Raw genomic sequence first — 22,380 nt, 5'->3', positions numbered from 1 at the left:
CCTGCGGCTCAGGTCTTTGCAGCCTCGAGCGATTCCTTGAGGTTGCGCCGCCGCCATGCCCAGGTCTTGATGGCCTGCGGCAGGATGCCGATGCACGAGGCGTAGTACGTCACCTTGAAGCCCCAGAAACGCGGGCCGATGGGCGTGTCGCGGAACAGGTCGCCGGCCAGGATCGACAGGAGCGCCTCCTGCATGCGCCAGATGTTGCGCGGCGCCATGAAGAGCCTGCGGATCGCCGGCGAGGTGATGCGGTAGATGAACCACGAGAACATCTTCGGCCCGCGCTTCATGACCTTCTCGTAGTGGCGGAAGGCCTTTTCGGCCTCCTTCGCCTCGCCCTTGAGCCACAGGTCAGCCGCGGTCGCGGCCTCGAAGCCGCTGTTCATCGCCAGGTACACGCCCGAGGAGAACATCGGGTCGACGAAGGCGTAGGCATCGCCCACCATCATGAAACGGTCGCCGCGGCAGAACTTCGAGTCGTAGGCGTAGTTGCCGGTGGCGGTGGCGCCTTCCATCAGCGTAGCGTTCGCAAGGCGTGCGGCCAGCTTGGGCGCGAGCGCGATGGTCTCCATCAGGAAGTCTTCGAGCGACGCGCCCTGGCGGCGCTTGAAGTACGCGGGCGACGCCACGGCGCCGACGCTCACTGTGCCGTCCTTCAGCGGGATGTACCAGAACCAGCCATGGTCGAACCAGAAGAGCGAGATGTTGCCCTCGAAGCGGCCGGGCCGGCGCTCGGCGTTGGCGAAGTGGCCGTAGAGCGCCGCGCTCGCATGCTTGCGGTTGCGCTGCTTGGCGTCGAACTGGTTCGACAGCAGCGTGTCGCGCCCGCTCGCGTCGATCACGAAGCGCGGGCGCCAGCTGGTCTCGGTGCCGTCGTCGGCCTTGATCTTCACCAGCGGGCGGTTGTCGGGCGTGCCCTTGCCGGCATCCATGTCCACACCGGTGACGCGCTGGCCCTCGAAGGTGCGCGCGCCGCGCTTGCCGGCGTGGCGGAACAGCAGTTCGTCGAATTCCGAGCGGCGCACATGCACCGCGTACGGAAAGCTCTTGTCCATCGCCTGGCCGAAGTCGAAATGGCTCGTGTGGTCGTGCCAGGGCGAGACGAACTCGGCGCCATGCTTCTTGATGCCGATGGCCTCGACCTCGGTGCGCACGCCCAGCCGGTCGAACAGCGGCATGTTCATCGGCAGCAGCGACTCGCCGATGTGAAAGCGCGGATGCTGCGCCTTCTCGATCAGGACCACGTCGTGCCCCTTGTCTGCGAGCAGCGCGGCCACGGTGGAGCCCGAAGGCCCGCCGCCGATGACCACGACATCGGGGTCGGTGGTGGTGAAAGGTCCGGGTGTCATGCGCTGCCCCTCCGTTGTCTTTGTATGTGGGTTGACGATGCCCGCCGCCCCCGGCGGCAAGGCTCGGTTTTGCCTATGGTTAACCTTAATTCACCATGGTTACCAGCGCCGGAGTTTAGCGAACCGGGCTCCCCCTTTTGCCAACGCTATGGGTTCAGGCGTTTTCGGCATTCCCTCTCTGAGAACTGGCCACGCTTTTGCGGTAGCCTCATTGCCCGTCAGAAACAAGGAGACATTTCATGGCTGCACCCCTCTCCCCCGCAGAAGAAGCACTTCGCGAGGCAGCGCGCGAATACCACCGCTCGCCCGTCAAGGGCAAGATTTCGATCACCCCCACCAAGCCCCTGCTGAACCAGCGCGACCTGTCGCTGGCCTATTCGCCGGGCGTGGCCTATCCCTGCCTGGACATCGCCGCCGACCCGTCGCTGGCCACCGAATACACGGCGCGCGGCAACCTGGTGGGCGTCATCACCAACGGAACGGCCGTGCTGGGCCTGGGCAACATCGGCCCGCTGGCCGCCAAGCCGGTGATGGAAGGCAAGGGATGCCTGTTCAAGAAATTCGCCGGCATCGACGTGTTCGACATCGAGCTGGCCGAGAACGACCCCGACAAGCTGGTCGACATCATCGCGGCGCTGGAGCCCACGCTGGGCGGCATCAACCTCGAAGACATCAAGGCGCCCGAGTGCTTCTACATCGAGAAGAAGCTGCGCGAGCGCATGAACATCCCCGTGTTCCATGACGACCAGCACGGCACAGCCATCATCTCGGCCGCGGCGCTGATCAACGGCCTCGAACTCGTGGGCAAGAAGATCGAGGACGTGAAGATCGCCGTCTCCGGCGCCGGCGCAGCAGCCATCGCGTGTCTCGACGTCATGGTGGGCCTGGGCGCCAAGCCCGCCAACATCTACGCCTGCGACTCCAAGGGCCTGATCTACATCGGCCGTGCAGGCGGCTTCGACGAATCGAAGTCACGCTACGCCCAGAAAGACACCGGCGCCCGCACCCTGGCCGACGTGGTGAAGGACGCCGATGTGTTCCTCGGCTGCTCGGCCCCCGGCGTGATGACCGCCGAGATGGTCAAGACCATGGGCACGCAGCCCATCATCCTGGCGCTGGCCAACCCCGAGCCCGAGATTCGCCCCGAGCTGGCCAAGGCCGTGCGGCCCGACTGCATCATCGCAACCGGCCGCTCGGACTACCCGAACCAAGTCAATAACGTGCTGTGCTTCCCGTACATCTTCCGCGGCGCGCTCGATTGCGGCGCCACCAAGATCACGGAAGAAATGAAGCTGGCCTGCGTGCGCGAGATCGCCGACCTCACCAAGGCCGACATCAGCGAAGAGGTGGCCACGGCCTACGCGGGGCAGGAGCTCTCGTTCGGGCCCGACTACATCATTCCCAAGCCTTTCGATTCGCGGCTGATCCTGCGTATCGCGCCGGCCGTGGCCAAGGCCGCCGCCGCTTCGGGCGTGGCCACCCGCCCCATCGAGGACATGGAGGCCTACCGCCAGCACCTGACGCGCTTCGTCTACCAGACCGGCATGTTCATGCGCCCGGTGTTCACCGCCGCCAAGCTGGCCACCGCCAAGCGCGTGGCTTATGCCGAAGGCGAAGACGAGCGCGTGCTGCGCGCCGCGCAACTGGCCGTGGACGAAGGCCTGGCTCAGCCGATTCTGGTCGGCCGCCCCGCGGTGATCGAGGCACGCATCAAGAAGGCCGGCCTGCACATCCGCGCGGGCACCGACTTCGAGATCGTCAACCCCGAGGACGACCCGCGCTTCCGTGTGTACTGGGAGGCCTTCCACAAGCTCATGGGCCGACGCGGCGTGACGCCCGAGGCCGCCAAGACCATGGTGCGCCGCTCCAACACCACCATCGCCGCGCTGATGCTGCACCTGGGCGATGCCGACGCCATGATCTGCGGCCTGGTCGGGCGCTTCGACGTGCACCTGGAGCACATCCGCAACCTGATTGGCCTGAAGCGCGGCGCGCCGGGCTTCGCGACGCTGAACGCGCTCACGCTGGAGAAGCGCACTGTGTTCATCACCGACACCAACGTGAACGAAGACCCGAGCGCCGAACTGCTGGCCAGCATCGCGATGATGGCGGCCGAGGAAGTCCGCCGCTTCGGCCTGCCGCCGAAGGTGGCCTTTCTCTCGCACTCGAACTACGGCACCTCGAGCCGCGGCTCGGCGCGCAAGATGCGGCTGGCGCGCGACCTGTTCGCGCAGATGGCGCCCGACATCGAGTGCGACGGCGAGATGCACGGCGACTCGGCGCTGTCCGAAGAAGTGCGCCGCACCGCCCTGCCCGAGACCACGCTCACCGGCGAAGCCAACCTGCTGGTGTGCCCGAACCTCGATTCGGCGCACATCCTCTACAACGTGCTGAAGATGACCGGTGCCAACGGCATCACGGTCGGCCCGATCCTCCTGGGCGGCGCTGCCTCCGCGCATGTGCTCACGCCGACGTCGACGGTGCGTCGGGTGGTGAACATGACGGCGCTGGCCGTGGCGAATGCGACGACGGCGTTGAAGTAACAGCCCGGCGTCCGGTACCGGACCCACACGCCCCGCTGCGGTGAACGCAGGCGGGGCTTTTTTTCGCCCGAGGCATCCGTGGCGGCGCCCGGTGCGCCAGGACGGTGCCGCCCGAGGCGCTTTCGGCCCTTTTCAGGCGCCTCCAACCACCAATTCGACTGGCACGCAATCTGCTAATACCCTGAGCGGATATTTTAAATATCTTACTAATATATTTAAATCCCTCCCTTCACTCACTCACTCGAAGCAGCAGCACCATGAGCAATCCCCGCTGGCAAGGCATCTTCCCCGCCATCACCACCAAGTTCCACGCCAACGAAAGCATCGATGCCGAGGGCACCGCCCGCCACATCGATTTCCAGATCCGCAATGGCATCCACGGCCTGGTCACCTGCGGCTCGCTGGGCGAAGCCAGCACGCTGACGCTCGAAGAAAAGCTGCAGGTCGCCAAGATCGCCCTCGAAGCCGCCGACGGCCGCATTCCGGTGCTGGCCAACGTGTCGGAAACCAGCACCCGCGAGGCGCTGCGCTATGTGGACGGCGCCAACAAGCTGGGCGTGGCCGGCTTCATGGTGATGCCCTCGGTGATCTACGTGGCCGATGCGCGCGAAGCCATGCTCAACGTGCGCACCATCGCCAATGCGGCCCAGCAACCCATCATGGTCTACAACAACCCGGTGGCCTACCGCGTGGACCTCAAGCCCGAGCACATGGTCGAGCTGGCCGATTGCGAGTGGATCGCCGCCATCAAGGAAAGCACCGACAACATCCGCCGCATCACCGACCTGCGCAACACGGTGGGCGAGCGCTACCAGCTGTTCCTGGGCGTGGACGACCTCGCCTATGAAGGCCTGGCGCTCGGCTGCGATGGTCTGCTCGCGGGTGTTGGCTGCGCATTCCCGCGCGAGACCGTGGCGCTCTACGACCTGATGAAGGCCGGCAAGTTCGCCGAGGCGCTCAAGCTCTACCAGTGGATGACGCCGATGCTGCACCTCGATGTGTCGACCAAGCTGGTGCAGAACTTGAAGCTCATCGACCTGCTGGTGGGCGTGGGCACCGAGCACATGCGCCGTCCGCGCCTGCCGCTCATCGGCGAGGAGCGCGCATTCATCGAGGCCGTCGTCAGCAAAGCGCTGGCGACGCGCCCGGCGCAGTACCAGTCGGTTGCCTGAGCCAGCGGCTCCTCCTTCCCCTCACCACCAGGGCCGCAACACCATGCAAGAACACGCCTTGAAACGCGGGCGGCTGTCCCGCCGGATGCTCGATGTGTCGGACTTCGTCCTTCGCTGCGAGCGCCATCTGCTCTCCGGCCTGATGGGCGTGCTCATCGCGCTCGTGCTGCTGAACGTGGTCACCCGCTACAGCGGTTTCCCGCTCTACTGGGTGGACGAGGCCGCGGTGTACTGCGTGGTCTGGCTCACCTTCATCGGCGCCTCCGCGATGACCAGGCTGCGGCTGGACTTCGCGGTCACGCTGCTCACCGACAAGCTGGGCGCCAAGACCGCGGGCATCGTCAAGGCCTGCGCCTCCGGCGGGGTGCTGCTGCTCGGCCTGGCGCTGCTGGCGATGTGCTGGCTGTGGATGGACCCCGTGGGCATCGTGCGCCACGGCTTCGACGCGAAGGAGTTCGCCGCGGAAACCTTCAACTTTCTCTACACGGAGAAGACGCAGACGCTCGACTGGCCGACATGGCTGGTCCAGATCATCCTGCCGGTCTTCTCGCTCACCCTCAGCGTGCATGCGCTGTCCAACCTCATCGAAGACCTCGGCCTGCAGCCCAAGCGGGTGCACAACGAGTTCCATGTCGTCAACGCCGATGCGGTGAACTGAAATGCTGACCTCCTTCTTCTTCCTGGCGATCATGCTGGTCGGCGTGCCGATCGGCGCCTGCCTTTGCCTCTCGGGCATCGTCTACATCCTCAACTCGGGCGACACGGTGCTGTTCCAGTCGTTCCCGGTGCAGATGTTCGGCGGCGTCGACAGCTACAGCCTCATCGCCATTCCGCTCTTCATCCTGATCGGCGAGATCATGAACGGCGGCGGCATCACCAAACGACTGGTCGACCTGGCGCTGGCCTTCATCGGCTCGGTCAAGGGTGGCCTCGCCTACGTGAACATCCTGGCCAACATGCTGGTGTCGTCGATCATCGGCTCTGCCACGGCGCAAGTGGCGATCATGAGCCAGATCATGGTGCCGGAGATGGAAAAGCAGGGCTACGACAAGACCTTCGCCGCCGGCATCACGGTGTACGGCGGCATGCTCGGCCCGATCATTCCGCCGTCGGTGATGTTCGTGGTGTACAGCGTGCTGGCGCAGGTGGCGGTGGGCGACATGCTCATCGCCGGCATCATTCCCGGGGTCATCCTCACGGTGCTTTTCTTCATCGTGATCGCGTGCATGGGCATGGTCTACAACTATCCGCGCACCGAGAAGCGCACGCTCAAGCAGCGGTTGCACACGGTGGTCACGGCCTGCCCGACGCTCCTGATTCCCATCGTCATCGTCGGCTCCATCCTTGGCGGCGTCGCCAACCCGACCGAATCGGCGGCGGTGGGCGCAGTGGCCGCGGTGCTGGTCGGCCGCTACGTCACGAAGGAATTCCGCTTCGCGATGATTCCACAGATCCTGCTGAAGGCGGCGATCTACTCGGCGGTGGTGTTGTTCCTGGTCGCGGCCGCCGCGGTGTTCTCGTGGTTGCTGATCTACGGCAAGGTGCCCCAGGCCACGGCCGCATGGATCCAGACCGTCGCGAAGGACCCGATCACCTTCCTGCTGCTGGTCAACCTGATCCTGCTGGTCATCGGCACCGTGATCGACGGCATTCCCGGGCTGATCATGACCGTGCCGATCCTGCTGCCCATTGCCACCGAGATCTACGGCATCGACCCGCGCCACTTCGGCGTGGTGGTGGTGATCAACCTCGTGCTCGGCCTGATGACGCCGCCGGTGGGCCTGAGCTTCTTCGTGGCTTCCGCGGTGACCGGCGCCAAGCCCGGAAAGATGTTCATCGTCACGCTGCCGTTCTTCGTGATCTGCTGCGTGGCGCTGGTGCTGCTGTCGCTGTATCCCGGCCTGTCGCTCGCGCTCATCAAGTAACGCCCCCTTTTTTTGCCTTTCCTTCCTTTTCTCTTCACTCAACCGGAGCCTCGCATGTCCTTCTCCCGCCGCCAGTTCGTCAAGGCCGCAGCCGGCACCGCCGCCGCGTCGACCGCCTTCTTCGGCACCGTGTCGCGTGCCGCGACGACCAAGGAATTCCGCCTCGGTCTCATCACGCCCGCGGGCCACTCATGGAACCGCGCCGCGTTGGGTTTCGGCGAAGCACTCAAGAAGGCTACCGGCGGCCGCCTGAGCGCCACGGTGTTCCATTCGGGCCAGTTGGGCAACGAGTCGGCCATGCTGCAGCAGCTGCAGTCCGGCGCGCTGGACATGGGCTGGATCCAGGCAGCCGAACTGGGTTCGCGCGTGGCGAGCGTGGCGGCCATCAACGCGCCGTATCTCGTGCGCTCGACCACCAACGTCGCTTCCCTGGTGCGCACGCCCGCTGCGCTGAAGCTGCTCGACGTGCTGCCGCGCGAGACCGGCACCGTCGGCCTGGGCTGGGGCATCACCGGCATGCGCGTGGTGTTCGCAACCAAGGACATCTCGACGCCCACCGACCTCAAGGGCATGAAGCTGCGCATCAACCCCACACCGGTGTACCGCGACTTCTACCAACTGCTGGGCGCCGCGCCCACGCCCATTCCGACGCCGGGCGTGTTCGACGCCATGGCCAACGGCCAGGTCGACGGGCTGGAGGCGGACATCGAGTTCTCCTGGAACCAGCGCTTCGACCGCGTCGCCAAGACCATGCTGCCGATGAACGCGCTGTTCATGCCCTTCGCCCCACTGGTGTCGGGCCGCATCTGGCAAACGCTCGACGCAAAGGACAAGGCGCTGATCACCGACCTGGTCAAGCAGTCGCTCGACGCACAGATCAAGGACATCGTGACGACCGAGCTCGGTCTGATCGAAAAATTCAAGGGCAGCGGCATCGCCATCAAGAGCGGCGAGGGCTACAACCCCGCGCCGATCATTGCCGAGTTCGACAAGGTCTGGCTGCCCAAGGCACCGCAGATCGCCGAGTTGCGCAAGATCGGCGCCGCGCTCTAAGCCAGAAGCCCGGTGCGCCCGGTGCGCCCGGAAGGGTTCGCACCAATCGCGTGCGGGCACCGTTTTTGCTTGAATGCCGAAGCATTCACATTTACGGAACTCGCATGAACAAGCGCCAACTGCTCCAGTCCTTCCTCGCCGCCTCGGCCCTCAGCTTCGGCCTCACGTCGGCCTATGCCCAGGCCCCGACGCCGATCAAGTTCCAGCTCGACTGGCGCTTCGAAGGACCGGCGGCGCTCTTCCTGCATCCGGCCGCCAAGGGCTATTTCAAAGCCGCGGGCCTGGACGTGACGATCGACGCCGGCAACGGCTCCGGCGGCACGGTCACGCGCGTGGCCTCGGGCGCCTACGAGATGGGCTTTGCCGACCTCGCGGCGCTGATGGAATTCCACGCCAACAACCCCGACAGCCCGAACAAGCCGGTCGCGGTGATGATGGTCTACAACAACACGCCGGCCTCGGTCATGGCGCTCAAGAAGAGCGGCATCACCAAGCCTTCGGACCTCGCTGGCAAGAAGCTCGGCGCGCCGGTGTTCGATGCGGGCCGCCGCGCGTTTCCGATCTTCGCCAAGGCCAACAACATCGGCGCCGTCAACTGGACCGCCATGGACCCCACGCTGCGCGAGACCATGCTGATCCGCGGCGACATCGACGCGATCACCGGCTTCACCTTCACGTCGCTGCTGAACCTGGAAGCGCGCGGCGCCAAGGCGGCCGACGTGGTGATCCTCCCCTACCCCGACTACGGCGTGAAGCTGTACGGCAACGTGATCATCGCGTCGCCCAAGCTCATCAAGGAGAACCCGGCGGCGGTGAAGAAATTCCTTTCGGCCTTTGCCAAGGGCGCCAAGGAAGTCATCGCCAATCCGGCGATGGGCATCGAATCGGTGAAGGCGCGCGACGGCATCATCGACAGCAAGCTGGAAACCCGTCGCCTGCAGCTTGCCATCGACACCGTGATCAACAGCGCCGACGCGCGTGCCGAGGGCTTCGGCGCCGTCAATGCGGGCCGCATGTCGCTGATGGCCTCGCAGGTGTCCGACGCCTTCAACACCAAGACCCGCGTGAGCCCCGATGCCGTGTGGACGGCCGCCATGCTGCCGCCGGCCGCCGAACTCAGCGGAATCCTGCGCAAGTGATGGCAGGCGCACCGAACGACGCCGCCGCCCCCTTCGTCGACTTCCAGGACGTCTGGCTCGCCTACAACGAGGAACTGCTGCGCGAGAACCACTTCGCGGTCGAGGCGATCGACCTGAAGGTCAAGCGCGGCGAATTCATCGCCATCGTCGGACCTTCGGGCTGCGGCAAGTCGACCTTCATGAAGCTCACCACGGGCCTGAAGATGCCGTCGATGGGCAAGATCCGCATCGACAGCGCACCCGTGACCGGGCCGCTCAAGATCTCGGGCATGGCCTTCCAGGCCCCGTCGTTGCTGCCGTGGCGCACCACGGTCGACAACGTGCTGCTGCCGCTGGAGATCGTCGAGCCCTACCGTTCGAACTTCAAGGCAAAGCGCAAGGAGTACGTCGAGCGCGCGCGCAAGCTGCTGCAGAAGGTGGGCCTCGCGGGCTATGAAGACAAGTTTCCGTGGCAGCTCTCGGGCGGCATGCAGCAGCGCGCGAGCATCTGCCGCGCGCTCATCCACGAACCCAAGATGCTGCTGCTCGACGAGCCCTTCGGCGCGCTCGATGCGTTCACGCGCGAGGAGCTCTGGTGCATCCTGCGCGACCTCTGGACCGAACAGCAGTTCAACGTGATCCTGGTGACGCACGACCTGCGCGAGTCGGTGTTCCTGGCCGACACGGTCTACGTGATGAGCAAGAGCCCGGGCCGTTTCGTGGTGAAGCGCGAGATCGAGCTGCCGCGTCCGCGCGAGCTCGAACTCACCTACACGAAGGAGTTCACCGACATCGTGCTGGAGCTGCGTGGGCACATCGGCGCCATCCGAAACACGGGCATCAGCGCGGCGCAAACCGCTGCGGCTGTTTCCCATTGAGCGGCGCGCCATGAAGAACACCAAGCAAATCGAACGCTGGTCGCCCTGGCTGCTGCTGGTCGCGGTGCTCCTGCTGTGGCAGATCGTCTGCGCGGGCTTCGAGGTTTCCGACTTCATTTTCCCGAGCCCGTGGCGCATCTGGACGCAGTTCTGGGAATACAAGGAAATCATCGCGGGCCATGCATGGCGCACCTTCTGGGTCACGATGGCGGGCTTCGGCCTCGCGATCATTGTGGGCGTGCTGATGGGCTTCGTCATCGGCAGTTCGCGCATCGCGTATGCGGCGATCTACCCGCTCATGACGGCCTTCAACGCGCTGCCCAAGGCCGCCTTCGTGCCGATCCTGGTGGTGTGGTTCGGCATCGGCGTGGGGCCGGCGATTCTCACGGCCTTCCTGATCAGCTTCTTCCCGATCATGGTCAACATCGCGACGGGCCTTGCCACGCTGGAGCCCGAGCTCGAAGACGTGCTGCGCGTGCTCGGCGCCAAGCGCTGGGACGTGCTCATGAAGATCGGCCTGCCGCGCTCCATGCCCTACTTCTTCGGCTCGCTCAAGGTAGCGATCACGCTGGCCTTCGTCGGCACCACGGTGAGCGAGATGACCGCGGCCAACGAAGGCATCGGCTACCTGCTGATCTCCGCCGGCTCGGCCATGCAGATGGGCCTGGCCTTCGCGGGCCTGATGGTGGTGGGTGCGATGGCCATGCTGATGTACGAACTCTTCAGCGTGATCGAGAAGCACACGACCGGCTGGGCCCACCGCGGTTCGCAGAACCAATAATGCTGCGGATGACTCACGACCAGATCCTTCGCGCGCTGCGGCGCGCCGACGAGGTGGCCCGCCGCGCGATGGCGATGGGCCGCCACCCCTTCGGCGCGGTGCTCGTCGCACCCGATGGCGAGACCATCCTCGCCGAGCAGGGCAACATCGACACGGTGAATCACGCCGAGGCCACGCTGGCGCGCCACGCCGCGCAGAACTGGCCGGCCGAGTACCTCTGGCAATGCACGCTGGTGACCACCTTCGAGCCCTGCGCGATGTGTGCGGGCACGAGCTACTGGGCGCACATCGGCCGCGTGGTCTACGGCGCCGAAGAATCGGCGCTGCTCGCACTCACGGGCGACCACCCCGAGAACCCGACGCTGAGCCTGCCCTGCCGCGAGGTGTTCGCGCGCGGACAGAAGCAGGTCGAAGTGATCGGGCCGGTGCCTGAAGTGGCGGAGGAAATGATCGCCACGCACCGCGGGTTCTGGGAAACGCGCTAACGCTCTACGCGAGCAGCAAAGACGCCTCGTCGCGCCAGTACGCGATGGCGCCGAGCCATCCTTCCCACACGCAGCCGTTGCAGCCGCGCCCGCAGCAGGTGGTGGGCTCGGGCGGTGGCGCGCGCAAGGCTATGGCCTGCGCGGCGGCTTCGGATTGAACGATGGCGATCAGCGCCTGTGCGCTGGCCAGATCGATCGGCGAGGGAAGGTCTTTGTCGGCGAAAGGCATGGGCGGGGAACGGTCGATTGTCGGCGCTTCAGCAGGCCTTCAGCGACAACGCAGGAGACGCACCCAGAATCGCAAGCCGATGGCCCGCTCCACGCTCCCTTCGAACATCGCGCCGCCGCGCCTGGCACATGTCGACCTGCTGCGCGGCCTGCTCGTGGTGTTCGTCATCCTCCTGCACGCGAACCTGCGCATTCCCTTCGGCCCGCCCGAACTGGCCCATGCGCTGGGACCGCGACTCGCGGGCATCCTGTTTCGCAGTGGCTATTACGCGGTGATCGTGTTCTTCGTGGTCTCGGGCTACCTGATCACGAGCGCATCGATCCGCCGCTGGGGCGACCTGTCGCAAGTGCGGCCCGCGGCGTTCTACCGCCTTCGCGCCGCGCGCATCCTGCCAAGCCTGCTGCTGCTCCTGGCAGTACTCGGTGTGCTGCACCTCGCGGGGAGCGCGTGGTTCGCGCTGGACACAGGGAAAGTCCCGCTTTGGCGCGCCATGGTCGCCGCACTCGGACTGCACCTCAACTGGCTGGAGGCGCAGGTGGGCCACCTGCCAGGACCCTGGGGCGTGCTGTGGTCGCTGTCGGTGGAAGAGGCCTTCTATCTCTTCTTTCCACTGCTCTGCGTAGCGAGCGGCAGCGAACGCCGGCTGTGCGCCCTGCTGCTTGTGCCGATCATGCTTGGCCCCCTCGCGCGCAGCGTGTTCAGCGACAACGAACTGTGGCAGGACCATTCGTACCTGTCGGGCATGGACGGCATCGCCTTCGGCTGCCTGGCCGCCCTGCTGGCGCATCGCGTGCCCCGGATGCCATCGGCTGCCGTGCAGCGGCTCGTGTTGTGGATGGGACTGGGACTCGGCGTGCTCGTTTTCTGCTTCCGCAAGGAAGTATTCCAATGGGGCCTCACGCGCCATGGCCTGCAGGTGTCGCTGCTGGAGCTGGGCATCGCGCTGGTGCTGGTGGCCACGCACTGGCGCCCCTGGCGATGGGCCGCCTGCCCGGTCACCGCGCCGCTGCGATGGTTCGGCCGGCACAGCTACGAGGTCTACCTCACACACATGTTCGTCGTGATTCCGGGCGCGTGGCTGTACCAGCAGGCCGACGTACCGCCGGCATGGATACCGCTGTGGTTCGTCGCGGTCATCGCGGCCTCGGGCCTGCTCGGAGACGCCGTGGCGCGGTGGTTCTCCGAGCCCTGCAACCGCGCGCTCAGGCGCTGAGGTTCAGTTCGAGCCGCATCTTCGCGCCGCCCGATTCGCTCGATCCGATGCTCAGTTGCCCACGGTGCAGGCGCGCCACTTCTGCCACCAGGTGAAGACCCAACCCGGCGCCGCGCCCACGCGGCACCAGCCGGTGGAACGGCGCCACCACGCGCTCGCGGTCCGCCTCGGGAATGCCGGGCCCCGAATCCAGCACCTCGATGCACGAGGGCTCGCACAGCCGCACCTCGATGTCACAGCCCTGTCCGCCATGCTCGATGGCGTTCTGGATCAGGTTGGTGAGCGCGCGTTCGAGCGACGGCGCATCGCCACGCACCGTGAGCGCCTGCGGTGCGTCGACCGAGAGCGTGCAGCGGTTCTGGATGGCGAGCGGCGCGATGTCGGCCGCCACGCGCTCGCACAGCGCCTTCAGGTCCACCGGCTGCTCCTGCGGCACGACGTGGTCGAGCCGCTGCAGGTCGAGCAGCTGCTCGGCCAGCGTGGCCAGCCGCGCCGAGGCCTGCATCAGCTTCACCTTGAGCGGATCGTTCGGCAGACCCTCGAGGTGAATCTGCAGCGTGGTGATCGGCGTGCGCAGCTCGTGCGCGGCATCGGCCAAAAAGCGCTCCTGCCGGTCGTAGCCTTCGTTGAGCCGGTCGAAGGCGCGGTTGACGGCGTTGACCAGCGGGCGGATCTCGCTCGCCACATTGACCAGCGGCAGCCGCGTGGTGCGCTCGTGCACGTCGATGCCCTCGGCATGCTCGGCGGTGGCGATCACGCCCTTCAGCCCCCGCTTCACCACGAAGGGCGTGGCCAGGATCACGCCCAGGCTGGTGAGCAACGCCATCGGCGCCACCAGCCACAGGAACAGGAGACCGGTCCCCTTGAGCGCGTTCTTCATCGTCAACGGGCCACCGGTCTGCGCCATCACGGCGACCGGACCCGCACGGGTCTCGACGCGCTCGAAGCGAGCCTTCGGGCGGGTGTTGTCGTCTTCCGGGTTGATGCCCATGCGGTCCACGCCGCCAAGCGCACTCATGAGCGCCGCATAGACGGGGGGCACATCGCCGCTGCGTGTCTCGGAACCATGGCCATCGCGCGCGATGAACCAGAGCGGCGGGTCGGCTTCCTGCAGCCCCCGCAGCTCACGTGTCGGCTCGATGGCCAGCCGGCCATCGGCGTCGCGCACCAGTGCGCGCCCGATCATCGCCACTGTCTCCTGGCCGTTTTCGTCGACGAAGCGGCCCAGCACCAAGGCCAGCCCGATAAAGCCGCTCAGCGCGAGGGCGCCGACCACCACCTGCAACAAGATCAGGCTCCAGATCAGGCGCCAGCGCAGAGACAACAGGCTCATGCCGCAGACGCCGCGCAGATAAGGTAGCCCACGCCGCGGATCGCATGGATCTCGACCTGCGCGCCCGCCTTGTCGAGCTTGGAGCGCAGGCGCGAGACGTGCGTGTCGAGCGCGTTCGACTGGATATCGTCCTTGTGGCCGTACACGCGGTCCTGCAGTGCTTCGCGCTGCACCGTGCGGCCGCGATGCTCGAGCAGGGCTTCGAGCACCAGCAATTCGCGCCGCGGGAGGGTGAGGCAGGTCTCGCCCACATGGACCTGTCGCGTGTGGTGCTCGAAGCGCAGTTGGCCCAGCGTCATCACGAGGTTGGCGCGCACCGCGGGGCGCCGCGCCAGCGCGCGCACACGCGCCATGAGTTCGTCCATCGAGAAGGGCTTGGCGAGGTAATCGTCCGCGCCGCCATCGAGGCTCAGCACGCGCTCGGCCACATCGGACATGGCGGTGAGCACCAGCACGGCGGCGGCGATGTCGTTCTGGCGCAGGAAAGCCACGAGCGAGAGGCCGTCGCCGTCGGGCAAGCCGCGGTCAAGCACGATCACGTCGTGCTGCGCACCGAGCGCGGCCTCTTCGGCTTCGCGCAGGGAGCTCGCCACATCGACCACCGCCTGGTTCTGACGCAAGGCCGACGCGAGCGCCTGCGCCAGATCGGTTTCGTCTTCGACGAGCAGGATTCTCATTGGAGTGGGCAGTGCGAACGGGTGGGCGGGACATTCTAGGAGAGGCCCCATGCCGGGCAGCGCAATGTTCAGGCAATGCGGTTGCATAAGCTGTGGCGCTCCTCCTCCCGAAAGCCGCATCGGCAATGACATCCCGCTCGAGCCCTGCATCCCTTCCTTCCGTGCCCTGGTACCTGGCGCTGGGACAACGGTTCGCGACGCTCTGGATCGTGAAGATGATCGGCACCACGCTCGGCATCTCGGGCTTCTTCTTCCTGTACTTCTGGGTGATGCACAACCCGCCGTCGACGCCGACGGTGATGCCGCTCACGCCCATCGACCATTGGGTGGCCGTGAGCGACGACGCGATGCTGCTGTACGGCTCGCTGTGGTTCTACATCTCGCTGGCGCCGGCCTTCGCGAAGGACAAGGCCGAGCTGTGGGCCTGCGCGCGGGGCGCCGCGACCATGGCCGCCATCGGCCTCGCGGTGTTCTGGTTCTTTCCGACCACGGTGCCGGCATTCGCGGTCGACTGGTCGCAGTACCCGGCGCTGCAGTTCCTCAAGGCCACCGACGTGGGAGGCAACGCCTTCCCTTCGCTGCACGTGGCCTTCGCGGTGTTCACGGCCGTACTGCTGGGCCGGCAGCTGCGCAGCGTGGGCGCGCCCGCGTGGACGCAGTGGGTGAACCTGCTGTGGGCTTTCGGCATCGTCTACTCGACGCTGGCAACGCGGCAGCATGTGCTGCTCGACGTGATCGGCGGCACGCTGCTCGCCGTGATCGTCAGCTGGGCACGCACCAAGCGCGAACGGCTGGTGCTGGCCGAGGCCTGAGCTGCGCGGTCAGGCGGCCCGGCCTTTAAAAAGCGGCTGCTTGGTTACCAGAAGATCCAAAGGGCGAGACCGCCGAAGATCGCCCACTTCACGAGGTAGTAAGCCCGCTTGTCCCAGGCCTTCAGGCGCTTGCCGACCACGCGGATCTGGTAGATGTACTTGAACGCGCGATTGATGCCGCCCGTCTTGTCGCCCGCATCGTTGGGCGAGCTTGCGGCGGCCAGCAGGTTCTTGGCGAACCAGCGGTTCACCGCGCTGGCCCAGCGGTACTTCAGCGGGCGCTCGATGTCGCAGAACAGGATCACGCGATCGTGGTCGGTGGTGTTCTCGGCATAGTGAATGAAGGTCTCGTCGAACACCACGGCCTCGCCGTCGCGCCAGTGGTAGCGCTGGCCGTCAACGTCGATGTAGCAGCCTTCGACGCCAGGCGTCCACAGGCCCAGGTGGTAGCGCAGCGAACCGGCGAAGGGATCGCGGTGGCGCACGAGGCGACTGCCGGGCGGCAGCTCGGCGAACATGGCCGCCTTGATGGTGCCGATGCCCTTGAGCAGCTCGGTCGTGCGCGGGCACAGGATGGCGGCCGAAGGATGTGCCTCGTCGTACCACTTGAGATAGAAGCGCTTCCAGCCGCTCTTGAAGAAGGAGTTGAAGCCCACGTCGTTGAACTGGCTCGAGGCCTTGATGCTGCCGCCGTTGCGCATGGCCAGTGCTTCTTCGCGAATGACTTCCCAGTTCTCTTCGAGCACGCGCATCTCGGGGAACTGCGCGGGCGACAGGTACGGCGTACCCGGCACCTTCGAGAAAAGGTACATGAAGACGTTCAGCGGCGCGAGGAAGGTCGAGTGATCAGAGAGCTGTCTGAAGAAACGATGCCGGACCTGCCCGCGGAAGTGAACATAGAGCGCGCTGAGCGCGAAGATAGCAAGAATGACCCACTTCATTGTTGAAAGTGTCCTGTAGACGGCGCCGGGGGTAGCCGGAGATTGTAAATCTCCGCCCCAAAATGGACCTGACCAGGTCCTTTGGCCGTGTCCGGAGGGAGGTTTCATAGGCTGAGCATGGGCTGGGGCGCCTCGGCCGCCGCCAGCGGCAACCGTACCGTGGCCAGCAGTCCGCCGCCCTCGGCTTCCCCGAGCACCACTTCGCCGCCGTGCCGGTCCACCACCGACTTGACGATGGCCAGGCCCAGCCCGCTGCCGCTTTGCGTCTGGTCGGGGTTGCGAAAGAACCGGTCGAACACCCGCTCGCGCAGCGCAGGTGGAATGCCGGGACCCTGGTCGGCCACGATCAGCACCGCCCGGGCGCCTTCGCTGGCCACCCTCACCAGGACCGTGCCATTCGCCGGGCTGTACTTGATGGCGTTGTTGATGAGGTTGTCGATCATCGAAGCCAGGCTTTCGCGCTCGCCCAGCACCGGTACGCTGCCCTCGCATTCGAGTTCCAGCTCCACGCCCCGGGCGCTGGCCAGGCCTTCGATCATCGCCAGCCGGTCCTGCACCAGCGCATCGAGCGACAACATGACCGGCAGGTCGCCATGCAACACCGCATCGCTGCGCATGAGTTGCAGCAGCTGACCCACCAGCCGCGCAGCGCGGTCGTTGCTGCGCAAGAGGTTGCCCATGAGTTCCCGTTGACCTTCGTCGGTGCTCTGTTCCTTCAGTGCCTCGACGTTCACGCGCATGGCCGCGAGCGGCGTTCGCAACTCGTGGGCCGCGTCGGCGATCAGGCTGCGCTCGCGCGAGGTGCTGTCGCGCACGCGTTGCAAGAGGCTGTTGATGCTCTGCACCAATGGCTGCAGCTCCTTGTGGGGCGGCGTGTACGACAGCGGCGTCATGTCGGCGGGCCCGCGCTCGGAGGTTTCCTTGGTCACCTGCCGCCAGGGTCGCAGCGCGACGCGCATCGAGAGCCACGCCGGGAAGATCAGGAACGGCAGGCTGATCACCAGCGGCAGCAGGTAGTAGCCCCGGTACGCCATGGTGACGGTGAGCCGCCAGACGCTCGGCTCGGCCAGCGTCACGCGTGTGTCGGAATTGGCAGAGACGTGCGTGCGCGCACGCCATGCGCGGCCACCCGCTTCCACGGTTTCGATGCGGTTGGGCACCGTGTTGAGGATGACGGGCACGCCCGCGGTCGAGCGGTAGATCAGCCGGTCGTTCTGCCAGACCTGCAGCACGGCAGCCGTGTCCGAGGCGGCATCGCCGTCGCCCGAGGCTTCGACCAGCACCTGATCGAAGGCGGCCAGCGTCTCCTGCTGGCGATCGGGCCGGTCGGCCAGGTTCTCCGCAATCGTCGTGATGGCGTGGAAGATCTTCTGATACTTCAGCAGCTCGGGGTCTTCGTAGGAGTCGTAGAGCAGGAGCGCGATGGCCATGGTCCACAACAGCGCCACCACGACCATCTGCGCGAGCAGCAGGCGCCGCATCAGTGAGGGCTGCTTCCACTTCCTCCAGCGCAGCGCCAGGGCCTGCATCATTTGGGCGTGCTCCGCACCAGCGACTGCACATCGATCACGTAGCCGATGCCGCGCACCGTGCGGATGTAGCCCTGCCCGATCTTCTTGCGCAGATTGGAGATGTGCACTTCGAGCGAGTTGCTGCCGTTGGCCTGGCCGCCGGGCAGCACCTGCTCTTCCATCACGCGGCGGGTGACCACGCGGCCGGTGCGCTTGAGCAGCAGCGCGAGCAGGTCGAACTCGCAGCGCGACAACTCGACCGGCTCACCGTCGACGATCACGCCGCGCGTCGGTTCGTGCAGCGCGAGGCCGCGCATGCGGATGGTCTCGTCGTTGAAGCCGTAGCTGCGGCGCGCCAGCGCCCGCACGCGCGACAGCAACTCGGCCAACGCGAAGGGCTTGACGAGATAGTCGTCCGCGCCGTCGTCGAGGCTCCTCAGCCGGTCGTTGAGCGCATCGCGTGCGCTCAGCACCAGCACCGGCAGGATATGCCGGTCGCGGCGCAGGCGGAACAGGAGGTCGAGCCCGTCGCCGTCGGGCAGGCCCAGGTCAAGCAGCACCATGTCGAAGGTGCCGCCGTCGAGGGTGCGCAAGGCGTCGTCGAGGCGACGGACCCACACCACGTCCATGCCCTGGTTGGCCAGCGCGATGCGCACGCCGTTGCCGAGATCGAGATCGTCCTCAACAAGCAGAAGGTTCATGGGATGTGCGGGGCGGAGTCGCCCATTGGCCGGAATGGGGCGAAGTATCTGCCAAGCCCCCACCGGCAACTTCAGGAAATCTTCATGAAGGGGCGAAGGGGTTTTCAGGCGTGAACCCCAGGCCCGCCCACCCGCGTCTTCAGCGCAGCAGCTTGATCAGTGCCGCGATCTCTTCTCCACCGAGCCCCGCTACATCTGCGCGCTTGAACAGCCCCGCGGCGAATGCCGGAAACTCGGTGTTGATACCCGCCTCCTGCGCCGTCTGCAGGATGCGCTGCGTCGCCTCGACCGAGATGCGCATCGGGCTCTGCGATATCTTGAAGTCGCCCGACTGGATCACGGCGCCTTCGTGCTGAAGGAAACCCGCAAAGGTCGGCATGATCCCCGCGACGATGCGGCCGTACTCGGCCACGTCGAAGCCTTCGTGCTCGGCAATGCGGGCGCCATGCATGAACCCGAGCAGCGTGCCGTAGATGGTGGAGAGCGTCGCGAGGTCCATCGCGGCCGCGGCGCTGGCCTTTTCGCCCAGGTACACGGTGCCGCCGCCCAGCACCTTCAGGAACGGCTCCGCCTCGCGGAACACGGACTGCGCACCCGACATGAGAATCGGCGTGTCGGCCTGGCCCATCTGGTCCGGCGCGGCCTGGATGGCGCCTTCGAGGTAGGTGGCGCCCTGCCGATGCGCCCACACCTCGGCATCGCGTGCGTCGTTGGGGCTGCCGGTGGTCAGCTGGACCAGCAAACGGCCATCCATCGCGGCGGCAACGCCGTCCGTTGCGAGGATCGCTTCGGCGGCGCGGTAGTCGTAGACGCACATCAGAACGACCTTCGCGGCGCGCATCGCCTCGGACGCGCTGCGGGCAAGCACGGCGCCCTCGGCGACCAATGCGTCGGCCTTCTCCGCCGTGCGATTCCATACCGTGACCTTGTAGCCCTGGTCCAGGTAGAGCCGTGCGATGGTGAGACCCATCGAGCCCAGGCCGAGAACGGAAACTTCCTTGTTGCTCATAGCGATTCCAATGCGGTGGTTGCAAGTTTGTGGTGACGGGTGCATCGTAGGAATTCCACTTGCAAACGGTCAAGTACCTACCATAAAGTCAGGTACTTACCAAAACGCATGTATTGGATCGGCACATGAAGGCAAAGAAGCCCTACAACTGCGGCATCGGCCCCGCATTCGAAGTCATCGGCGGCAAGTGGAAGGCCGTCATCCTGTGGGAGCTGCACGTGCAGCCGCGCCGCTTCGGCGAGCTGAAGCGCTTGCTGCCCGACATCAGCGAGAAGATGCTGATCCAGCAACTGCGCGAACTGGAGACCGACGGCCTCGTCAACCGCGAGGCCTTCCACGAAGTGCCGCCGCGCGTCGAATACTCCGAGACGAAACTGGGCGCCACGCTCAATGCCGCACTCGGCCCGCTGGCCGACTGGGGCGACCGCTATGCCAAGCGCGTGGAGGCAGCGCGCAAGCTAGCGGAAGCATCGAAGTAGCGCAGCGAATGGAAAGGATCGAATGTCTTTGCTGAAGATATCGGCAGCAGTCCTGCTCGCCACATCACTCTCTCCTGGCCTCGCGCACGCCCAGTCGTCATGCACGGCCTCGCCTGTCTATGCGGGCCCGGCGATGCGCTCGGCCCCCGAGGCCGTGTGGCAAAAGGACTTCCGTCGCTCCATCGATGGCGAACTGCCCGCGGACCTGCAGGCCACACTAGGCGGCGCGCTCGACAAGATGCTGCCGCACGTGCCCGCCGCGAGCGTCGCGGTCGCCATTCCCGGCGAAGGCTTCTGGTCCGCCACGCGCGGGCTGGCGCGCAAGGAACCGACCACGCCGGTCGTCGCGGACCAGCCCTTCCAGGTGGCCAGCACCGGCAAGACCCTCACCGCCGCGGTGGTCCTTCAACTCGTCGAAGAAAAGCGCCTGAAGCTGGACGACACCATCGACAGGTGGTTTCCCGATGCGCCCAATGCGCGGCTCATCACCGTCGAGCAACTGCTGCGGCACACCAACGGCCTCGTGAGCTTCAACGCATTGCCCTCGCTCGGCACGGCATACCGCGCCCCCGCCGACATCATCGCGCTCGGCACCGCGCAGCCGCCGCAGTTCTGCCCGGGCACGAACTGGAGCTACACCAACACCGGCTACGCGATGCTCGGCGTGATCATCGAGAAGACCGAAGGCATGCCGCTGGCCGACGTGCTCGCCAAGCGCCTGCTGCGGCCTCTGTCGCTCACGCACACCGTCATGCGCAAGCCAGGCGTCCGGCTGCCGGTGGCAACGGGCCACGCGTCGGGCCGGCCGGTGGATGCGCCGGACCAGTACGCCACGCCCTACGCGGCCGGCGCACTGGCATCGACTGCGGGCGATCTGGTGCGCTTCTGGCATGCGCTGCTCTCGGGGAAGGTGCTGCCCGACGACACGGTGCATCGCATGTTCACCCGCATGCCCGCGATGCTCGGTCCCTACGCGGGCGGCAATTCTTCCTATGGCATGGGCGTGCAGCTCTATGACGTGCCCGACGGGCCGGGCCTGATGCTCGGGCACAGCGGCGGCATCGAGGGTTTCACCACCGTGGTGGCCTACGTGCTGGCCGACGACCTGTATGTCGCCGTGTCGTTCAACGAGAAGAACGTGCCGGCCGAAGCCGGGCTGTGGGCGCTGGTTCGCGCGGTGCGCGCGTACCGGGTGGTGCGCTGAACGCCCCGGCGCAAGCGCACGGCGAAGAGGCTCAGGCCCAGCCCGTCTCGATCTCGGTCTTCACCTCGGTCATGAGCTTGTGCACCGGGCACTTGCCCGCCACGCGCAGCAGCTCGTCGCGCTGCGCTTCGGTCAGGTCACCGGTCAGGCGCAGGCCCGACTTGAGGCGGTAGACGCCCTTGCGCTCCTCGCTGTCGTCGCGATCGACCACGACCTCGATGTCCTCCACCGGGATGCCCTTGCGGCGCGCGTAGATCAGCACCGTGAGCGCCTTGCAGGCCGCGAGGGATGCGTCGTACAGGTCGTGCGGCTCGGGGCCCGCATCGCTGCCGCCGCCGGCCGGCGAGGCATCGACCGGGATCTCGTGGTTGCGGATCTTGAGGATGTGGCGCGTGCCGGTGGTGCCGTCGCGGCGGATCGTGATGCTCATGCGGGTCTCCTTGGTGGATGAAGAGAAGGTTCAGCGAACGAGCGGCTTCACATACAGGACGGTCGTGAAGCCGCTGTGCCATTCGAGGTCGGGGTAGCGGTCGACTTCGCGGTAGCCGAGCGCGAGATAGAAGCCCTGGCTCTGCGTGTTGAAGGTGTCGGTTTCGAGCCGGGCGATCTCGACGCTCTCGGCGCGCATGCCGTCTTCGGCGAAGGCCATGAGTGCCCGAGCGATGCCCTTGCGCTGGTGCACCGCGGGCACGTGCAGCGCGTGGACGAAGTCGTCTTCCCAATGGACCATGCCGACCACTTCGCCGTCGATTTCCGCAACGAAGAACGCGGGGCCCATCTCGTCGATGTAGCCGACGGGCTCGCCGCTCTCGCGATAGACCGCGAGAGCTTCCGGCGTGAGCTGCGGCAGCCACGTGCCCGCGAAGGTGTCGTCGAGGATGGCCTTGACCGCATCGAAGTCGTCGAGGCGCCAGGGACGGATGGTGATCGTCGGGGTGTCTTGCATGCCGGCGAGATGGTAGCCGCG

General features: G+C 66.3%; 23 protein-coding genes. 13 read left to right on the top strand and 10 right to left on the bottom strand.

From position 1 onward, the window contains the following. Positions 1 to 8: 8 nt before the first annotated feature. Positions 9 to 1,349 carry an NAD(P)/FAD-dependent oxidoreductase gene (locus ACSFA7_RS32950; RefSeq protein WP_435503258.1) on the bottom strand — a complete coding sequence of 447 codons (1,341 nt, stop codon included), beginning with the start codon at positions 1,347 to 1,349 and terminating at the stop codon, positions 9 to 11. A 239-nt stretch (positions 1,350 to 1,588) separates the two neighbouring features. Between ACSFA7_RS32950 and ACSFA7_RS32945 the strand changes: the two genes are divergently transcribed. From ACSFA7_RS32945 to ACSFA7_RS32905, 9 genes are all read left to right on the top strand, one after another. Beyond that, on the top strand, positions 1,589 to 3,892 hold the full coding sequence (locus ACSFA7_RS32945; protein ID WP_435503257.1) for an NADP-dependent malic enzyme: 2,304 nt from the start codon (positions 1,589 to 1,591) through the stop codon (positions 3,890 to 3,892). A 257-nt stretch (positions 3,893 to 4,149) separates the two neighbouring features. Then, on the top strand, positions 4,150 to 5,064 hold the full coding sequence (locus tag ACSFA7_RS32940) for a dihydrodipicolinate synthase family protein (RefSeq protein ID WP_435503256.1): 915 nt from the start codon (positions 4,150 to 4,152) through the stop codon (positions 5,062 to 5,064). 43 nt (positions 5,065 to 5,107) lie between these two features. Continuing rightward, on the top strand, positions 5,108 to 5,722 hold the full coding sequence (locus ACSFA7_RS32935) for a TRAP transporter small permease (RefSeq protein WP_435503255.1): 615 nt from the start codon (positions 5,108 to 5,110) through the stop codon (positions 5,720 to 5,722). A gap of 1 nt (position 5,723) precedes the next feature. Further along, the gene (locus ACSFA7_RS32930) at positions 5,724 to 6,989 is read left to right on the top strand and encodes a TRAP transporter large permease (protein WP_435503254.1); all 1,266 of its coding nucleotides are present in this window, start codon (positions 5,724 to 5,726) and stop codon (positions 6,987 to 6,989) included. A gap of 54 nt (positions 6,990 to 7,043) precedes the next feature. After that, positions 7,044 to 8,042, top strand: a complete 999-nt coding sequence (locus ACSFA7_RS32925; RefSeq protein WP_435503253.1) for a TRAP transporter substrate-binding protein — start codon at positions 7,044 to 7,046, stop codon at positions 8,040 to 8,042. 104 nt (positions 8,043 to 8,146) lie between these two features. Continuing rightward, the gene (locus ACSFA7_RS32920) at positions 8,147 to 9,181 is read left to right on the top strand and encodes an ABC transporter substrate-binding protein (protein ID WP_435503252.1); all 1,035 of its coding nucleotides are present in this window, start codon (positions 8,147 to 8,149) and stop codon (positions 9,179 to 9,181) included. Continuing rightward, a complete protein-coding gene (locus ACSFA7_RS32915) occupies positions 9,181 to 10,038 on the top strand; it encodes an ABC transporter ATP-binding protein (protein WP_435503251.1) in 858 nt (285 codons plus the stop codon). The genes ACSFA7_RS32920 and ACSFA7_RS32915 overlap by 1 nt, the downstream gene beginning before the upstream one ends. 10 nt (positions 10,039 to 10,048) lie before the next feature. Next, positions 10,049 to 10,819: an ABC transporter permease gene (locus ACSFA7_RS32910; protein WP_435503250.1), complete on the top strand. Its 771-nt coding sequence runs from the start codon at positions 10,049 to 10,051 to the stop codon at positions 10,817 to 10,819. A gap of 8 nt (positions 10,820 to 10,827) precedes the next feature. Continuing rightward, positions 10,828 to 11,304: a nucleoside deaminase gene (locus ACSFA7_RS32905; protein ID WP_435503249.1), complete on the top strand. Its 477-nt coding sequence runs from the start codon at positions 10,828 to 10,830 to the stop codon at positions 11,302 to 11,304. 4 nt (positions 11,305 to 11,308) lie between these two features. Here ACSFA7_RS32905 and ACSFA7_RS32900 read toward each other — a convergent pair whose 3' ends face one another. Next, complete coding sequence (locus ACSFA7_RS32900) at positions 11,309 to 11,533, bottom strand: oxidoreductase-like domain-containing protein (RefSeq protein ID WP_435503248.1); 225 nt, start codon at positions 11,531 to 11,533, stop codon at positions 11,309 to 11,311. A 79-nt stretch (positions 11,534 to 11,612) separates the two neighbouring features. Here ACSFA7_RS32900 and ACSFA7_RS32895 point away from each other — a divergent pair, with 79 nt between their 5' ends. Beyond that, positions 11,613 to 12,746: an acyltransferase family protein gene (locus tag ACSFA7_RS32895; protein WP_435503247.1), complete on the top strand. Its 1,134-nt coding sequence runs from the start codon at positions 11,613 to 11,615 to the stop codon at positions 12,744 to 12,746. Here ACSFA7_RS32895 and ACSFA7_RS32890 read toward each other — a convergent pair. Together ACSFA7_RS32890 and ACSFA7_RS32885 are read right to left on the bottom strand one after the other, a co-directional pair. After that, positions 12,736 to 14,079, bottom strand: coding sequence for a sensor histidine kinase (locus ACSFA7_RS32890; protein ID WP_435503246.1), 1,344 nt, complete (start codon positions 14,077 to 14,079; stop codon positions 12,736 to 12,738). The genes ACSFA7_RS32895 and ACSFA7_RS32890 overlap by 11 nt on opposite strands. Beyond that, a complete protein-coding gene (locus ACSFA7_RS32885; protein ID WP_435503245.1) occupies positions 14,076 to 14,756 on the bottom strand; it encodes a response regulator in 681 nt (226 codons plus the stop codon). Before ACSFA7_RS32885 ends, ACSFA7_RS32890 begins: the two co-directional genes overlap by 4 nt. A 125-nt stretch (positions 14,757 to 14,881) precedes the next feature. Here ACSFA7_RS32885 and ACSFA7_RS32880 point away from each other — a divergent pair, with 125 nt between their 5' ends. Next, on the top strand, positions 14,882 to 15,568 hold the full coding sequence (locus ACSFA7_RS32880) for a phosphatase PAP2 family protein (protein ID WP_435503244.1): 687 nt from the start codon (positions 14,882 to 14,884) through the stop codon (positions 15,566 to 15,568). A gap of 44 nt (positions 15,569 to 15,612) precedes the next feature. Here ACSFA7_RS32880 and lpxO read toward each other — a convergent pair whose 3' ends face one another. From lpxO to ACSFA7_RS32860, 4 genes are all read right to left on the bottom strand, one after another. Beyond that, positions 15,613 to 16,509 carry a lipid A hydroxylase LpxO gene (gene lpxO, locus ACSFA7_RS32875; RefSeq protein ID WP_093437663.1) on the bottom strand — a complete coding sequence of 299 codons (897 nt, stop codon included), beginning with the start codon at positions 16,507 to 16,509 and terminating at the stop codon, positions 15,613 to 15,615. 104 nt (positions 16,510 to 16,613) lie between these two features. Continuing rightward, a complete protein-coding gene (locus ACSFA7_RS32870) occupies positions 16,614 to 18,041 on the bottom strand; it encodes a sensor histidine kinase (RefSeq protein WP_435503243.1) in 1,428 nt (475 codons plus the stop codon). Beyond that, a complete protein-coding gene (locus ACSFA7_RS32865) occupies positions 18,038 to 18,721 on the bottom strand; it encodes a response regulator (RefSeq protein ID WP_435503242.1) in 684 nt (227 codons plus the stop codon). Before ACSFA7_RS32865 ends, ACSFA7_RS32870 begins: the two co-directional genes overlap by 4 nt. Before the next feature lie 139 nt (positions 18,722 to 18,860). Continuing rightward, positions 18,861 to 19,775, bottom strand: a complete 915-nt coding sequence (locus ACSFA7_RS32860) for an NAD(P)-dependent oxidoreductase (protein ID WP_435503241.1) — start codon at positions 19,773 to 19,775, stop codon at positions 18,861 to 18,863. Between the two features lie 80 nt (positions 19,776 to 19,855). Between ACSFA7_RS32860 and ACSFA7_RS32855 the strand changes: the two genes are divergently transcribed. Both ACSFA7_RS32855 and ACSFA7_RS32850 read left to right on the top strand, forming a co-directional pair. Continuing rightward, complete coding sequence (locus ACSFA7_RS32855) at positions 19,856 to 20,209, top strand: winged helix-turn-helix transcriptional regulator (protein WP_435503240.1); 354 nt, start codon at positions 19,856 to 19,858, stop codon at positions 20,207 to 20,209. A 22-nt stretch (positions 20,210 to 20,231) separates the two neighbouring features. Further along, positions 20,232 to 21,413 carry a serine hydrolase domain-containing protein gene (locus tag ACSFA7_RS32850; RefSeq protein WP_435503239.1) on the top strand — a complete coding sequence of 394 codons (1,182 nt, stop codon included), beginning with the start codon at positions 20,232 to 20,234 and terminating at the stop codon, positions 21,411 to 21,413. A gap of 31 nt (positions 21,414 to 21,444) precedes the next feature. Here the strand turns inward: ACSFA7_RS32850 and ACSFA7_RS32845 are convergent, their stop codons facing one another. After that, complete coding sequence (locus ACSFA7_RS32845) at positions 21,445 to 21,843, bottom strand: OsmC family protein (protein ID WP_206174957.1); 399 nt, start codon at positions 21,841 to 21,843, stop codon at positions 21,445 to 21,447. 30 nt (positions 21,844 to 21,873) lie between these two features. Then, complete coding sequence (locus ACSFA7_RS32840; RefSeq protein ID WP_435503238.1) at positions 21,874 to 22,359, bottom strand: GNAT family N-acetyltransferase; 486 nt, start codon at positions 22,357 to 22,359, stop codon at positions 21,874 to 21,876. Positions 22,360 to 22,380: the final 21 nt, after the last annotated feature.

Source organism: Variovorax trehalosi (assembly GCF_051216415.1).
Taxonomy (GTDB): Bacteria; Pseudomonadota; Gammaproteobacteria; order Burkholderiales; family Burkholderiaceae_C; genus Variovorax.
The sequence above is the reverse complement of the archived record's forward strand: the minus strand, read 5'-3'. Positions and strand labels throughout refer to the sequence as shown.

Bases quoted from the DNA above. Each gene is read 5' to 3' on its own strand.
- ACSFA7_RS32935 (WP_435503255.1), top strand. From the start codon at position 5,108: ATGCAAGAACACGCCTTGAAACGCGGGCGGCTGTCCCGCCGGATGCTC.
- ACSFA7_RS32850 (WP_435503239.1), top strand. From the start codon at position 20,232: ATGTCTTTGCTGAAGATATCGGCAGCAGTCCTGCTCGCCACATCACTC.
- ACSFA7_RS32870 (WP_435503243.1), bottom strand. From the start codon at position 18,041: ATGATGCAGGCCCTGGCGCTGCGCTGGAGGAAGTGGAAGCAGCCCTCA.
- ACSFA7_RS32950 (WP_435503258.1), bottom strand. From the start codon at position 1,349: ATGACACCCGGACCTTTCACCACCACCGACCCCGATGTCGTGGTCATC.
- ACSFA7_RS32940 (WP_435503256.1), top strand. From the start codon at position 4,150: ATGAGCAATCCCCGCTGGCAAGGCATCTTCCCCGCCATCACCACCAAG.
- ACSFA7_RS32905 (WP_435503249.1), top strand. From the start codon at position 10,828: ATGACTCACGACCAGATCCTTCGCGCGCTGCGGCGCGCCGACGAGGTG.
- lpxO (WP_093437663.1), bottom strand. From the start codon at position 16,509: ATGAAGTGGGTCATTCTTGCTATCTTCGCGCTCAGCGCGCTCTATGTT.
- ACSFA7_RS32945 (WP_435503257.1), top strand. From the start codon at position 1,589: ATGGCTGCACCCCTCTCCCCCGCAGAAGAAGCACTTCGCGAGGCAGCG.
- ACSFA7_RS32860 (WP_435503241.1), bottom strand. From the start codon at position 19,775: ATGCACCCGTCACCACAAACTTGCAACCACCGCATTGGAATCGCTATG.
- ACSFA7_RS32925 (WP_435503253.1), top strand. From the start codon at position 7,044: ATGTCCTTCTCCCGCCGCCAGTTCGTCAAGGCCGCAGCCGGCACCGCC.
- ACSFA7_RS32915 (WP_435503251.1), top strand. From the start codon at position 9,181: ATGGCAGGCGCACCGAACGACGCCGCCGCCCCCTTCGTCGACTTCCAG.
- ACSFA7_RS32885 (WP_435503245.1), bottom strand. From the start codon at position 14,756: ATGAGAATCCTGCTCGTCGAAGACGAAACCGATCTGGCGCAGGCGCTC.
- ACSFA7_RS32920 (WP_435503252.1), top strand. From the start codon at position 8,147: ATGAACAAGCGCCAACTGCTCCAGTCCTTCCTCGCCGCCTCGGCCCTC.
- ACSFA7_RS32890 (WP_435503246.1), bottom strand. From the start codon at position 14,079: ATGAGCCTGTTGTCTCTGCGCTGGCGCCTGATCTGGAGCCTGATCTTG.
- ACSFA7_RS32865 (WP_435503242.1), bottom strand. From the start codon at position 18,721: ATGAACCTTCTGCTTGTTGAGGACGATCTCGATCTCGGCAACGGCGTG.
- ACSFA7_RS32845 (WP_206174957.1), bottom strand. From the start codon at position 21,843: ATGAGCATCACGATCCGCCGCGACGGCACCACCGGCACGCGCCACATC.
- ACSFA7_RS32910 (WP_435503250.1), top strand. From the start codon at position 10,049: ATGAAGAACACCAAGCAAATCGAACGCTGGTCGCCCTGGCTGCTGCTG.
- ACSFA7_RS32900 (WP_435503248.1), bottom strand. From the start codon at position 11,533: ATGCCTTTCGCCGACAAAGACCTTCCCTCGCCGATCGATCTGGCCAGC.
- ACSFA7_RS32880 (WP_435503244.1), top strand. From the start codon at position 14,882: ATGACATCCCGCTCGAGCCCTGCATCCCTTCCTTCCGTGCCCTGGTAC.
- ACSFA7_RS32930 (WP_435503254.1), top strand. From the start codon at position 5,724: ATGCTGACCTCCTTCTTCTTCCTGGCGATCATGCTGGTCGGCGTGCCG.
- ACSFA7_RS32840 (WP_435503238.1), bottom strand. From the start codon at position 22,359: ATGCAAGACACCCCGACGATCACCATCCGTCCCTGGCGCCTCGACGAC.
- ACSFA7_RS32855 (WP_435503240.1), top strand. From the start codon at position 19,856: ATGAAGGCAAAGAAGCCCTACAACTGCGGCATCGGCCCCGCATTCGAA.
- ACSFA7_RS32895 (WP_435503247.1), top strand. From the start codon at position 11,613: ATGGCCCGCTCCACGCTCCCTTCGAACATCGCGCCGCCGCGCCTGGCA.